This is a genomic window from Micromonospora sp. WMMD1219 (assembly GCF_049315215.1).
Taxonomy (GTDB): domain Bacteria; phylum Actinomycetota; class Actinomycetes; order Mycobacteriales; family Micromonosporaceae; genus Micromonospora; species Micromonospora tulbaghiae.
Genome location: NZ_CP186057.1, coordinates 2,813,193 through 2,826,590 on the forward strand (window position 1 = coordinate 2,813,193; position 13,398 = coordinate 2,826,590).

General features: G+C 74.1%; 10 protein-coding genes. 4 read left to right on the forward strand and 6 right to left on the reverse strand.

Features of this window, described 5'->3' with window-relative positions:
• The first annotated feature begins 47 nt into the window (after positions 1 to 47).
• Positions 48 to 3,464: an SCO7613 C-terminal domain-containing membrane protein gene (locus tag ACN27C_RS13565; RefSeq protein WP_422751280.1), complete on the forward strand. Its 3,417-nt coding sequence runs from the start codon at positions 48 to 50 to the stop codon at positions 3,462 to 3,464.
• A gap of 259 nt (positions 3,465 to 3,723) precedes the next feature.
• Positions 3,724 to 4,092 (forward strand): SCO4402 family protein, encoded by a 369-nt coding sequence (locus ACN27C_RS13570; RefSeq protein ID WP_422751281.1) that lies wholly within the window; start codon positions 3,724 to 3,726, stop codon positions 4,090 to 4,092.
• Between the two features lie 106 nt (positions 4,093 to 4,198).
• On the opposite strand, the gene ACN27C_RS13575 is transcribed toward ACN27C_RS13570, so the two are convergent.
• Positions 4,199 to 4,978: an SDR family NAD(P)-dependent oxidoreductase gene (locus tag ACN27C_RS13575; protein WP_120573308.1), complete on the reverse strand. Its 780-nt coding sequence runs from the start codon at positions 4,976 to 4,978 to the stop codon at positions 4,199 to 4,201.
• A 286-nt stretch (positions 4,979 to 5,264) separates the two neighbouring features.
• Here ACN27C_RS13575 and ACN27C_RS13580 point away from each other — a divergent pair, with 286 nt between their 5' ends.
• Entirely contained in the window at positions 5,265 to 6,317 is a 1,053-nt protein-coding gene (locus tag ACN27C_RS13580; protein ID WP_422751282.1) for a fatty acid desaturase family protein, read from the forward strand.
• A gap of 51 nt (positions 6,318 to 6,368) precedes the next feature.
• Here the strand turns inward: ACN27C_RS13580 and ACN27C_RS13585 are convergent, their stop codons facing one another.
• On the reverse strand, positions 6,369 to 7,133 hold the full coding sequence (locus tag ACN27C_RS13585) for a hypothetical protein (RefSeq protein WP_422751283.1): 765 nt from the start codon (positions 7,131 to 7,133) through the stop codon (positions 6,369 to 6,371).
• Between the two features lie 226 nt (positions 7,134 to 7,359).
• On the opposite strand from ACN27C_RS13585, the gene ACN27C_RS13590 reads away from it, so the two are divergent.
• Entirely contained in the window at positions 7,360 to 8,508 is a 1,149-nt protein-coding gene (locus ACN27C_RS13590; protein ID WP_121683827.1) for an FHA domain-containing protein, read from the forward strand.
• Between the two features lie 78 nt (positions 8,509 to 8,586).
• Here ACN27C_RS13590 and rocD read toward each other — a convergent pair whose 3' ends face one another.
• From rocD to ACN27C_RS13610, 4 genes are all read right to left on the reverse strand, one after another.
• Complete coding sequence (rocD, locus tag ACN27C_RS13595; RefSeq protein WP_422751621.1) at positions 8,587 to 9,801, reverse strand: ornithine--oxo-acid transaminase; 1,215 nt, start codon at positions 9,799 to 9,801, stop codon at positions 8,587 to 8,589.
• Positions 9,801 to 10,616 carry a dimethylargininase gene (gene ddaH, locus ACN27C_RS13600; protein WP_422751622.1) on the reverse strand — a complete coding sequence of 272 codons (816 nt, stop codon included), beginning with the start codon at positions 10,614 to 10,616 and terminating at the stop codon, positions 9,801 to 9,803. Before ddaH ends, rocD begins: the two co-directional genes overlap by 1 nt.
• A gap of 289 nt (positions 10,617 to 10,905) precedes the next feature.
• On the reverse strand, positions 10,906 to 11,802 hold the full coding sequence (locus ACN27C_RS13605) for a thrombospondin (protein ID WP_422751284.1): 897 nt from the start codon (positions 11,800 to 11,802) through the stop codon (positions 10,906 to 10,908).
• 135 nt (positions 11,803 to 11,937) lie between these two features.
• Positions 11,938 to 13,395 carry an RICIN domain-containing protein gene (locus ACN27C_RS13610; RefSeq protein WP_422751285.1) on the reverse strand — a complete coding sequence of 486 codons (1,458 nt, stop codon included), beginning with the start codon at positions 13,393 to 13,395 and terminating at the stop codon, positions 11,938 to 11,940.
• Positions 13,396 to 13,398: the final 3 nt, after the last annotated feature.

A 13,398-nucleotide genomic window follows, 5' to 3' on the forward strand; every position in this document is an offset into this window, starting at 1 on the left:
GTACTCCTACTCTGTCCGTCCGCCCCGCCGCTGACGAAGCTGGCGGGGTGGAGAACACCGGCTACCCCTGCCCCGGTTGCGGCGCCCCGGCCGACCTCGTCGCCGGATGCCGCACCTGCGGCCGTCCGCCCTACCCGCCCGCCGCCGAGGTGGTCCGGCTGGACCGGGAGATCACCGAGCTGGCGCCGCGCGTCGAGGCGGCCCGGCTCGCGTACCAGGATCTGTCCGGCCGGCTGGTCACGGCCCGGCAGCGGCGGGCGGCGCTGGCCGCCCGGATCCGCCAGGAGATCCCCGCGCCGCGCGCCGCCGGTCCCGCGCCGCTGCCGGCGCCGACGCCGCCGCGTCCGGTTCCGGTTCCACCCACCCCCGCGGTACGCCCCGGCGGTGCGGAGACCTCCACCCGCGCGGTCCAGGGCCTGCTGTTCGTCCTCGGTGGACTGCTGCTCGGCACTGCCGCCGTGGTGTTCACCGCCGTCGCGTGGGCCACGTTCGGGGTGGCCGGCCGGGCGCTGATCCTGCTCGCCGTCACCGCGCTCGCCCTGGTCGCGCCGCTCGTCGCCCGGGCGCGCGGGCTGCGCGGCACCGCCGAGACGCTCGCCTCGGTGGCGCTGCTCCTGGTGGTCCTGGACGGGTACGCCGCCTGGTCGGTGGACCTGTTCGGGGTGACCGGCCTGCCCGGCAGCCGGTACGCGGCGCTGGTGACGGCCGTCGGCGCGGCGGTGGCGGCCGGGTACGCCCTGGTAAGCCGCCTCACCGCGCCCTGGTTCGCGGCGTGGCTGCTCGCGCAGCCGGTGCTGCCGCTGGCCGCTGCGGCGTTCCGGCCGACTGCCGCCGGCTGGGCGCTGGTGCTGACCGCCGTGGCGCTCGGCGACCTCGCGGTGGTGGTGGCGCTGCGCCGTCGTACCTCCGGCAGTCGCACGGCGCTGGTGGCCGGGCGGGTGCTGGGCTGGACCGGGCACGGCGTGGCGCTGGTCCTGGCGGCCGGCTGCGCGCTGGTGCCGCTGGCGCTCGGCCGCGCGGCGGGCACCCCACTGCTGGCCGGCGGTCCGCTGCTGGTGGTGGCGCTGGCAGTGGTCGCCGGCGCGCTCGCCGCGGGTGGCCGCCTCTGGCGCGCGACGGCCGGCGGGCTGCTGGTGCCGGTGCTCGCGGTCGCGTTGGTCCGGCCGGTCGGCGAGCTGCGTCCCGGTCTGCTGCTGCTCGCCGCCGGCCTGGTGGTGGCGGCGCTCGCGGGTGCGGTCCGGGCGCTGCCGGCGCCGGTCCGGACCGGCCCGCTCGTGGGCGCGCTCGCGGTGGCCGCCGCGCTGGGCCAGGTCGCGGTCGTGCTCACCGGCGTGGTCGGCGCGGCCGCCGCGAGTGCCGGCTTCCCGGCCTGGCAGGGCGGCCGGGACGTGCCGGTGCCGTCCTGGGGCTGGCAGCTTCCGGTGGCCCTGCTGCTGACCGCCGGGGCGGTCGCGCTGCTGACGCCCCGGGCCGTCCGGCCGCTCGCCGGCGTGGCGGCCGCCGGGCTGGTCGCCCTCGCGGTGCCGGCCGTGACGGCGACGCCGTGGCCGCTGGTGCTGGTCGTGGACCTCGCGGCGGCCACCGCGCTGCTGCTGGCGGCGGTGGTCCGGCCGCGCGGGGGACGGGTCGTCGTGCCGGCCGCCGCGTCGGCCGGGGCGGTGCTGCTCGGGCACGCGCTGCTGGTCGGCTGCGCCGCCCCGGCCGGTGCCGTCGCCGTGCTCGCCGTCACTGTGGTGCTCGGCGCGGCGCTCGCCACGCTGGGCCGGCGCGGACAGGGCGCGCAGCCGGTCGTCGGCGGCGTCGCGCTCGCGGTGGCGCTGCTCGCCGTACCGGCGGGCGTGGCGGTCGCGCTGCTCGGCCTCGGCGCGCCGGCCTGGTGGCAGCTGCGCGGTGCGACCGCCGCCGTCGTGGTGCCGGTGGTCGTCGTCCTCGCCGTCCGTCGCCTGTGGACCGACCTGAGCGGGTACGCCTCGACGGGGCTCGCCGTGGCGCTCGCCGGGGTCGGCCTCGGGCCGCTCGTCGCGCCGGGCGGGGAACCGGTGGCGCTGTACGCCGCGGTGGGGGTGCTGCTGGCGCTCGCCGCCGGTGCCGGCTCCCGGCCGGCGGCCGCGCCGCGCGCGGTGGGTGCCGCGCTTGCCGGACTGGCTCTGCTGGCCGGCGCGTGGACCGCGCTGCTGGTGCTCGCGAACCTGCCGGTGCGGCCTGGGGCCGGGGTGCCCGCCGCCGCGACGGCGTCCGCCGAGACCGCCCGCGCCGGGCTGGTGCTGCTGCTCCTGGGTGCCGCCGCCGGGGCGTACGCCGCGACGGATCGCCGCGTCGCGTGGTGGCTCGCCGCGTCGCCGTTCGGCGCGGTGGCGCTGCCCGTGCTGGCGGAGGCGGCCGGGGCGCCGTGGCCGGTGGTGCCGGCTGTGGCGTTCGGGATCGGGCTGGCAGCGCTGCTGGCCGCCGCGCTCACCGGTGCGCACCGGGCGGTGCTCGTGCCGCTGGGCGTGGTGCTGGCCGTTCCCGGGTTCGGCGGCCTGCTCGCCACCCGCGCCGCGACGCTCGCCGCGCTCGGTGTGCTGGTGGTGGCCGGTGCGGTGACCGGGGTGGCCGGACGGCCGGCGGTGGTCCGGATTGTGGGGTGGCTGGGCGCCGTCACGGCGGCGACCGGGTTCGCTGTCGTCGCGTCGCTCACGGCCGGGCAGCCGCTGCGTACCGGAGCCTTCGCGGTCCTCGCCGTCGCGGCCGTGACGCTGCACGCGGCGCCACTGCTGCGGCTGGTCCGATCGGGCGGCCCGGACGGCGCCGGCGCAGGGCGGGCCGGCGCGTGGGCGCTGGAGGCGTCGGCGCAGGCCGTGGCGCTGCTCGCGCTGCTGCTCGCGGGCGGCTCGTTGCGGCACGCGGCGGCGGTCTGCGTGCTGTGGGGCGTGGCCGTCGCGGTCCGGGTGCTGCGCCGGGGCGAGTCGCCGGCCGGGCGTCGCGCGCTGGCGGCGGTGGCCGCGGGCAGCGAGCTGGTCGGCGGCTGGCTGGTGCTCGCCGCGCGCGGGGTGGTCGTGCTGGAGGCGTACACGCTGCCGGCGGCGGCGCTCGCCCTGGGCGCCGGGGTGCTGGCGCTGCGGCACCGGCCCGGGCTGACCAGCTGGCTGGCGCTCGGCCCCGGGCTCGGCGCGGCGTTGCTGCCGAGCCTGGTGTCGGTGCTGGTCCTCGGTGAGCCGCAGCCGTGGCGGCGGCTGGCGCTCGGCGCGGCGGCAGTGGCAGTGGTGTTCGCCGGGGCGGCCCGGCGCTGGCAGGCGCCGGTGGTGCTGGGTGCGGCCACGCTGGTGCCGCTGGCGCTGCACGAGCTGGCCCGAGGCTGGGACCTGCTGCCGCGCTGGATCTTCCTGGGCCTCGGCGGGCTGCTGCTGATCGGGCTGGCCGCCACCTACGAGCGGCGCCGGCGCGACGTGGTCCGGCTGCGCGACGCGGTCGCCCGGCTCGGCTGAGCGGGGCGGCGAAGCCCTCTCACCCACTGTGGTGAGAGGGCTTCGTCGCGTCAAAATTGATCAGCGGCAATTGTTGCTCCGCTGCATCGACGCCGCGAAGGGGGCAGAGAAAGCGGTCCCGAGAGCTCAACGCGTAGCGGGGCAGGCGTGGGTGCCGGCAGGGCGAACAGAGAAGGGCGTTGGGTGCCATTGATCAAGATCCGACGAATGCCCATATCCCTCTCAGCGAGTGGCGAGGCTGGTCGTCCTGGAGCAAGCCATGAGTGAGGTCCGGTTCCGCGACTTGAGGAACGAGATGGTTCGGGCCGTCAAAGCCCTGGCAGACCCGGCTCATCAGTGGTCGGCATGGGTTCGAAGGGAACTGCCGCCCGGCGGATACGACGAGTTCACCCATCGCATCCACATCCTTTACGACGACACGCAGGTCTTGGAGGATCCGGACGCAGCGATCGGCATATACCTGAGATCTCAGGAGGAAGCTGATGCACTGCGGGGATTGGCCCAGGCGCTCGATTCGCTCTTCCACGAGTGTGGCACCGAGCTTCCTGACGAAGCCTATCTGCGGGCACCTGGTTGGCCGGCAGTGGTGGAGGCTGCGAACAGGGCGTTGTCCAGCTTCGACGGATAGCGCGTAGCAGGAGAGTTCGCCGTGGCTCGCGGGCCGGGTGGTGTCTGAACGAGACGCCACCCGGCGTCCGCGACCGGGAACCGGGCTCGGATGGCACCGGTGCGTCTCACCTGATCGGCGAACCACCGTCGACCGGGATGGTGTGGCCGTGGATGAAGGACGCGTCGTCGCTGGCGAGGAAGCAGACCGCCCGGGCGATCTCGTGCGGCTCGCCGTACCGGCCGGCGGGCGCCTGCATGGTCAGGTCGTAGAACGGGAAGTCGCTGGTGATCTCCGCGCCCTCGAAGGCGGCGGTCTTGATCACGCCGGGACCGATGCCGACCGCGCGGATGCCCTGGTGGCCGTAGTCGTAGGCGATCTGCTTGGTGAGCCCGATGACGCCGTGCTTGGCGGTGGTGTACTCCGCGCCGACCTCGCTGGCGACCACGCCGGACGCCGACGACACGTTGATCACGACACCCTTGCCGCGCTCCAGCATGTGCGGCAGCGTGGCTTTCGTGGCGAGGAAGACGCCCTTCAGGTCGACCTCCATGACGCGGTCCCACTGGTCGTTCTCGATCTCCAGCAGCGGCACGTACGCGCCGAACACGCCGGCGTTGTTCACCAGCACGTCGATGCGCCCGTACGCGTCGAGGGCGGCGCTCACCATGGCGCGTACCGAGTCCTCGTCGGTGACGTCGGCCGCCACCGCCACCGCGTCGCCGCCGGCTTCCCTGACGCGCGTGACCGTCGCCTCGGCGCGCTCCAGGGAGAGGTCGGAGACGACCACCTTCGCGCCCTCGGCGGCCAGTTCGACGCACATGGACATGCCGAGTCCGGAGCCAACCTGGTCCGGGCTGAAGCCGCCGCCCGTCACCAACACCACCTTGTCCGTCAATCCACGCACCGCGCTGTCTCCCGTCTGTCGATGTCCGTGCGTCCGGCACGGCTGACCGTTCGGATGAATGGCCCTCATCTTTACGTACAGATTAGCTGGTCAGAGGGGGTGCGCCCACCGGCAAGAGGGCTTGCTGCAGTGTGACGAAGATCGTTTGCGCCGCTCCGGCCCGCAGGGGTAGGGACAGCACCACCCCGTAGCCGGGGGTCTGCGGGATTACCCACGGCGACGATCATCGCCAGAATCGGTGACGGAGAGTCGCGTACGGAGCGTGGCTCGCGGCATCGGGGGCGACATGACTACTTCCACGTCGACGGAACCCGCGGCACGGCGGGGCAGCGACTACGCGCGGCTGTCCCGCCGGATCGCCGAGGCGGGGCTGTTCGAGCGGCGGCCCGGCCGGTACGCGCTGCGGATCGCGCTCACGCTCGGCGCGTTCGTGGCCGGCTGGGTCGTGGTGGCGCTCGTCGGCGACTCCTGGTGGCAGGTGCCGCTGGCGGTGGTGATGGCGGTGGCGACCACGCAGGTGGCGTTCCTCGGCCACGACGCCGGGCACCGGCAGATGTTCCGCCGGCGCGGGCCGAGCGAGGCGGCCGGACTGGTCGCCGGCAACCTGGCGGTCGGGCTCAGCTACGGCTGGTGGGTGGACAAGCACAACCGGCACCACGCCAACCCGAACCACACCGACGAGGACCCGGACGTCGGCGCGGGCGCGCTGGTCTGGACGTACGAGCAGGCCACGGCGACGCGTGGTCTGAGCCGGTGGATGGCCCGGCGCCAGGCGTGGCTGTTCTTCCCGCTGCTCCTGCTGGAAGGGCTGGCGCTGCACGTGGCGAGCGTGCAGGCACTGGTCGGCCGGGAGCCGGACGGACGGTGGCGGGTGCCGATGCGGCACCGGGCGGTGGAGGCGCTGCTGCTCGCCGCGCACGCCGCCGGGTACCTCGGTCTGCTGTTCGCGGTCATGTCCCCGGTCAAGGCGCTGCTGTTCGTCGCCGTGCACCAGGGGCTCTGGGGGCTCTACATGGGCTGCTCGTTCGCCCCGAACCACAAGGGGATGCCGATGCCCACCGCCGACGACGAGCTGGACTACCTGCGCAAGCAGGTGCTGACCTCGCGCAACGTCCGCGGCGGCCGGTTCGTCGACCTGGCGCTGGGCGGGCTCAACTACCAGATCGAGCACCACCTGTTCCCGAACATGCCGCGCGCCAACCTGCGCCGGGCCCGGCCGCTCGTCATGGCGTACTGCGCCGAGCAGGGCGTCCCGTACGCGGAGACCGGGCTGTTCGAGTCGTACCGGCAGGCTCTGGCGCACCTGCACGACGTGGGCCGGCCGCTGCGCGCGGCCTGAGCCGGGCGGGCCGGGCGGGGGCGAGTGGGGGCGCCTCCGCCCGGCGTCAGGTCAGGACCGGGTGCCCGAGAAGGCCGCGGCGACCTCCGCCGGCGCTTCCTCCGCCGCGCTGGGCGCGGGCGGGCTCAGCCGCACCGGCGTGCCGAACTCGGAGTAGGTGACCGACATCTTGCCGAGCGACGCGTCGATGGGCGTCATGTCCATCGTGAAGGTGCTGAGGTGCCCCTGCTCGTCCACCGTCGCGGTGAACGGCAGGGCCTTCGCCTTGTCGCCCGCCGCCGTGAGCGCCTTCCCGTTGGCGCCGCTGCGCGTGTAGTCGAGCGTCCCGGCGTACGAGCGGTCACCTGACCGGCGGACGTCGACCACTGCTGTGAGCAGCTTCTTCACCCCGCCCGGGTCGTCCACCGGCATCACGCCGTTGCCGGTGTCCATACGCAGCCACTTCCGGGAACCGCCGAACTGCTCGCCCAGCTCGCCGTCGAACTTGACCCAGGTGTCGGCGCCGATGACCAGCATGCGCACCTCACCGAACGCGGCCATCGTCAGGGTGGTCTGCATGGTGCGGGCCCGCGGATCGGTCACACCGTGCGCGCTGAGCATGGCCGAGTCCAGCTTGACCCGCAACGTCTGCTCGTTGAGCTTCTCGATGGCGGCGGTCAGTTCGTCACGCGGCGTCGTCGCCGGGCTCGCGGAGCCCGTAGCGGCGGCCCGTTCGGCTGGCGCGTCCGCTCCGGTCCGGTCGCCGCACCCGGTCAGACCGAGGCCGAGCACCGCGACGAGCGCGACCCCCGTGGTCGCCAGCCGTCGTTTCGTCATCAGTGATGTTCCTCCGCAAAAGGGCCCCCACCGGGGCCGGACGATCAATGTAACGGCACCCGCCGGGTGGCGTGCGCCCCTTTTCCGGAGTGCGCCGCGAGGCCGCCGGCGGGGGTGGCCGGTAGGGTCGTCGCATGGTGGAGGGCGCGCCACGGTGGTGGCGCGCGGCGCGGCGGGCCGACCGGCCCCGGCCGCGTCACGGGACGACATCGTGCGGAGCTGCGGCATGAGATTCGAGATCAGCAAGGTGCTCGACGCCATCGAGGGTCGGGTCTGCACCGATCCGTCGCTGGCCCGGGCCGTGGTCGACCTGGCCGAGGTGATCCGCTGGCAGAACCTGGACGGCGGCCGTCCGGCCAGCCTGCTGCGACTCGGGATGGTGATCGACGCGCTGTCCCGGCAGATCGGCGAGGACAGCGTCCCGGTCTACGCGATCGTGCACCGGGCGCTGCTGTCCGACGCCGACCTGACCTCCAACGAGCGGATGGTGGTGCGCCGGTGGGCCGACGACGGCCTGGTGGAGGTGCTCGACCAGCCCGGTGACCGGATGCTGGAGGTGGCCGACCTGCTCGGCCTTCCGGTGCTCACCCGGGCGCGGCTGGACGGGCTCGTCGGGCGGTACCCGTGGATCGGGCAGGCGGGCCGGGTGCTCGCCCCGGTGCCCGGCGCCGGCGGGCCGGTCTTCATCGCGCACGTCGGCGGCGGCCAGGACCCGGCCACCGGCAGCCGATCGCCGGCCGGGGTCAAGGTGCTCTCCCGGAAGTGGCGCTGCCCCGAGCCGGGCTGCGCGCTGTTCGGCGGCGGCGGGGGCGGCGGTGCGTTCGCCGACCTGGCCGCCGTGGACCGGGTGCCGGCCGAGCAGCCGCCGCCCACGCTGCGTACCGGCGCGCCGACCTGCCCCCGGCACGGCGCGCGGCTCTCCGACGCCGGCCCGCGCCCGCGTACCGCTGTGCTCGCCGTGCGCATCGGCGGGCTGGTCCGCAAGCGGTTCGCGCTCACCGAGACCGAGCCGGTGGCGGTCGGCCGGGCGCCGGACGGACCGGGCGGGGTGACGCTGGGCCAGTGGCTCAACGACGAGGCCCGGCGCTGGATCAGCCGCAGCCACATCCGCCTGGAGTTGCGGGTGGGCGAGGTGGTGGTCACCGACACCAGCACCAACGGCTCCGGCGTGCGCCCGGGTGGCTCGATGGCCGAACAGGAGCGGCTCGCGCTGGCGCCGCAGCAGTCCCGGGTGCTCGCCGAGGGCGACCTGATCGAGCTGTACCCGGGCGTGCAGGTGGGCCGCGCCGACGACATGAGCAGCGACGCGAAGTACGCCCCGAACTCGGTGATGGCCGAGGCGCCGACCATGGCGATGCGGCTGCCGCGTCCCTGACCGCACGTGCGAAGGCGCCGGGACCGTCGCGGTCCCGGCGCCTTCTCGCGTACGGAGTGAGCCTCGTCGCGTACGGCCTCAGCCGGCCAGCACGGCGGCGAGCTGCGCCACCGCGTGGTCGATCTCGTCGGCGGTGATCACCAGCGGCGGGGCGAGCCGGATGGTCGAGCCGTGCGTGTCCTTGGCGAGCACGCCCCGCTCCATCAGCCGCTCGCACGCCTGCCGGCCGGTCATCAGCGCCGGGTCGATGTCCAGCCCGGCCCACAGCCCGCGACCGCGTACCGCTACCAGGCCCTTGCCGATCAGGCCGCGCAGCCCGGCGTGCAGCCGCTCGCCCAGCTCGGCCGAACGGCGCTGGAACTCGCCGGTGGCGAGCAGCCGGACCACCTCGGTCGCGACCGCGCAGGCCAGCGGGTTGCCGCCGAACGTCGAGCCGTGCTGACCCGGCTGGAGCACACCCAGCACGTCGCGGTTCGCGGCCACCGCCGACACCGGCACGATGCCGCCGCCGAGCGCCTTGCCCAGCAGGTACATGTCCGGCTCGACGCCCTCGTGCTCGCAGGCGAACGTCGCGCCGGTACGCCCCAGGCCCGACTGGATCTCGTCGGCGACGAACAGCACGTTGCGCTCGGTGCAGACCCGGCGCACGCCCGGCAGGTAGCCCTCCGGCGGCACCACGACGCCCTGCTCACCCTGGATCGGCTCCAGCAGCACGGCCACCGTGTTCTCGTCGATCGCCTCGGTCAGCGCGTCCAGGTCGCCGTAGGGGACCACTGTGAAACCCGGGGTGTACGGCCCGAAGTCGGCGCGCGCGTCCTCGTCGGTGGAGAAGCTGACGATCGTGGTCGTACGGCCGTGGAAGTTGCCCTCCGCCACCACGATGTTGGCCTGGCCCGGCGTGACGCCCTTGACCTGGTAGCCCCACTTGCGGGCGACCTTGATGCCGGTCTCGACCGCCTCGGCTCCGGTGTTCATCGGCAGCACCAGGTCCTTGCCGCACAGCGCGGCCAGCTCGCGGCAGAAGTCGGCGAACTGGTCGTGGATGAACGCGCGGCTGGTCAGCGTGAGCCGGTCGAGCTGCGCGTGCGCGGCCTCGATCAGCTTCGGGTGCCGGTGGCCGAAGTTCAGCGCCGAGTATCCCGCCAGGCAGTCCAGGTAGCGGCGGCCGTCCACGTCGGTCAGCCAGGCGCCCTCGGCCGACGAGATCACCACGGGCAGCGGGTGGTAGTTGTGCGCCGTGTGACGCTCCGCGTCCCGGACCGCGGACGGAGTCCGCAGCATGTCGTCGATGATCACTTGCTCGCCTTTCCCTGACGGAGTCGCAACGTGCAGCACTTCGGTCCGCCGCCGGCCTTGCGCAGCTCGGACAGGTCGATCCCGATGGTCTCGTAGCCCCGGTCGCGCAGCTTCGCGGCCAGGTCGGTGGCCTGCGCGGGCAGCACCACGTGCCGCCCGTCGCTCACCGCGTTCAGGCCCAGCACTTCGGCGTCGGCCATGGTGGCGTGGATCGCGTCCGGGAACAGCCGGCGCAGCACCGCCCGGCTGCCGGGGGAGAACGCCTCCGGCAGGTACGCCACGGTGCGCTCGTCGAGCACCGTCAGCGCGGTGTCCAGGTGGTAGAAGCGGGGGTCCACGAGCTGCATGGTGATCACCGGGTAGCCGAAGACCTCCTGGAGCTGCGCGTGCGACGCGTGCGCGGTGCGGAACCCGGTGCCGGCGAGCAGGTGGTCGCCGGTCAGCAGGACGTCGCCCTCGCCCTCGTTGACGTGCTTCGGGTCGTACATCTCGAAGCCGGCGCCCTCGAACCAGGCCCGGTACGCGGGCGCCTCGTCGGCGCGCTGCGGGTCGCGGAACTGCACCGCCATGGCCTTGCCGTCGATCACGGTGCCGCCGTTCGCGGCGAAGACCATGTCCGGCAGGCCGGCGACCGGCTCGATCAGGTCGACCTCGTGGCCCAGGTCGAGGTACGTGCGCCGAAGCTGCTCCCACTGCCGGACCGCCAGGTCGGCGTCGACCGGGGCGGTGGGGTCCATCCACGGGTTGATCGCGTAGTCGACGGCGAAGTACGTCGGCCGGCACATCAGAAAGCGCTGGCGGATGGCGTCCATCGTCATGTCGTGCTCCCAGTGTCGGGCGCGCCCGGCCACGGTCGGCCCACGGGCTGGCGCCGTGGTCCAACGTTATGCGGCCCGGGTAGACGACATCCACCGCGAGAAGTTGCGTTGAGCAGCGAATCGTTGCGTTGAATCGGTCAGCGGTGAGTGATCATTGCGTCGACGCCGGACACACTTCGGGGGCGGCGAACCGCCGCCCCCGAAAGAGGTGTTGCCCGGCCGGTGAACCACCGGAGCTGATCAGGCTGCCGACGCCCCGCGTCGGCGATCGGGACAGTGCCCGTCAGAACCAGTTGCCAAACTGTGAGTCAAGCCACTCGCGGAACCGGCCCACCCAGTCGCCGTCGGTGGTGGGCCAGTCGAACTGGCCGGTCATCGCCACGATGCCGAGCACCACGGCGGCCAGGCCGACCGCGATGCCGATGAGCGCGTCGGTCTTGCCCGCCACGTGCCGGCGGCGGGTGGCGATCAGGCCCAGCACGGCCAGCACGGCACCGGCCGCGCCGACGCCGATGCCGTACCCGGCGAGCGTGCCGGAGAGCACGAACAGCGCCCCGACCACCGAGACGATCAGGCCGAGCGTGGCGAGCAGGCTGGCCCGGGGACGCTTGGTGGTGTAGGGCTCCGGCTGGTCCACCCGGCCGTCGCGGTCTGCGTCCGTACCGTCGGGCCGGCCGTCCCGGTCCAGGTCGGTGCGGCCGTCCCAGTCGAGGTCGGTGCGGTCCGGGCGGCCGTCGCGGTCCAGGTCGACGGTGCGCTCGGCGGCGGGCGTCGCGCCGACGGTCCGGGCGTCGGTCACCGGAGGGGTCCGCGTGTCGGCGTCGGCCCGCCGGCCGGTGACCGCGCGCGCCGCCGCGCCCCGGTCCGCAGCCCTTCGCCGCGCCTCCGCGTCCGGCTCGTCCACGGCCGTCGCGTTCCGGCCACCGGTCGTCGTGGCCGCCGTCCGGCCGTCGGTCGCCGTCGCCGCGCCGGGGTCGCGCGCCTCCCGGTCGGCCGCCGCGTCCCGGGCGCGCTCGTCGTCGGTCGCCGTGGCGGCGCTGCGGTACGTGGTCCGCTCCTCGTCGCGGTCGGTGACCACCGGCCGGTCGGCCGGCTGCTCGGCGGTCCGGTCGCGCTCGTCGACCACGCCGTCGCCGTTGGTATCGGTCGCCGGGGAGTTCCGGCGGGACAGGATCTTCACGATGGCACCTCCTGATCCAGGCGCGGAGGCCGCGCATGACATGCAGGAAGTACCCAGGTGCGCCGAAATCGACACCCGCGGCCCGCTCCGCACGCTCCGACGACCGGCATCGGAGCGTGCGGAGATCGTCGCCGGTCAGGACACGGTGCGTGACCACTGCTGGTTGGTGCCCGTACCGCAGGTGTACTGCTGGACGTCCGCGCCGTCGCCGGTGCCGGCGTTCACCACGTCCAGGCACTTCCCGCTGTGCCGGGCCCGCAGCTGGAACCAGCCGCCGAGCGCGGCCCACTGCCACTGCTGATTGGCGCCGCTGCCGCAGGTGTACTGGATGATGTTGGCGCCGTCGGCGGTGGACGCGTTCGCTACGTCGAGGCACTTGCCGCTCGCGGCGTTGACGAGGCGGAACCAGCCGCCGCCGGCGTCCTGGAACTCCCACCGCTGGTTGCCGCCGCCGTTCCAGCTCCACTGCTTGACCTCGGCGTTGTTGGCGGTGGAACCGTTGATCACGTCGAGCACCCGGCCGCTGTGCCGGGCCGTGACGCGGTGGTACGTGGGCGAGTTGCCGGTGACGGTGCCCGCCGCCGTGTCGACTGTGACGGACGGGTACCAGGTCAGGCTCATGCTGGTGGCGGTCGGGAAGCTGATCGGCAGCCACACGTACTGGGAGTCGTTGGCCGGGCCGCCCCAGGCACCCGCCCACCGGTCACCCAGATAGAGGTAGCCGGTGCCGGACGTGCCCTGGATCGGCAGCACGAAGGCCGGCTGGGAGTTGAACGTGGTGCCGTTGCCCACGTCGGTCCAGCCGCTCCACGGTCCCGAGATGCTCGGCGCGGTGGCGTACCGGGCCTGGTTCGGGCTCCAGCCCGTCGCCCCCGAGGTCAGCAGGAAGTAGGTGCTGCCCCGCTTGAACATCGCCGGCGCCTCCCGGTGCGCGCCGTCCCAGAAGTTGCCCACCAGAGCGGCGACGTTCAGGTAGTCCGAGGTGAGCCGGTAGATGTGCAGGTCGTAGTTGTCGTCGGCGGCCGAGATCATGTACGCGGTGCCGTTGTCGTCGTAGAGCGTGATGTCGCGCGACATGTGCTGCCCGAGCGGCCGGAAGCTGCCGTGGTAGGTGTAGTTGCCGTCCACAGTGGCCGACGAGGCGACGGCGGCCCGCGCCTCGTTGTAGTCCGATCCGTTCTCCTTGTGCATCCACATCACGAAGCGGCCGGTGCCTGCGTTGTAGACGACCTTCGGCCGCTCGATGTTGGCGACACGCAGCTCGGCGGCCGACGACTGGGTGAGCACGTTGTTGCGGAACTCCCAGGTGCGCAGATCCGTCGAGCGGTAGACGGAGACCGCCCGGAACGTGTTGTCCGGGTTGCGGTTCTCGCCGAACCAGTAGTAGTAGTCGCCGACCTTGAGCACGCCGCCGCCGTGGGCGTGCACCACCGCGCCGGTGGTGTCGGTGAACTGGGTGCCGTTGGTGACTGTCACAGGCGCCGCAAGCGCACCCACCGGCGGCCCCAGCACCGTCGCCGCGAGGGCCACGGCGAGCGCCAGCCCTGCCGCGAGGAGGCGGCCGGTGCCGCCGTGCCGTGCCGTCCACCGCATGCC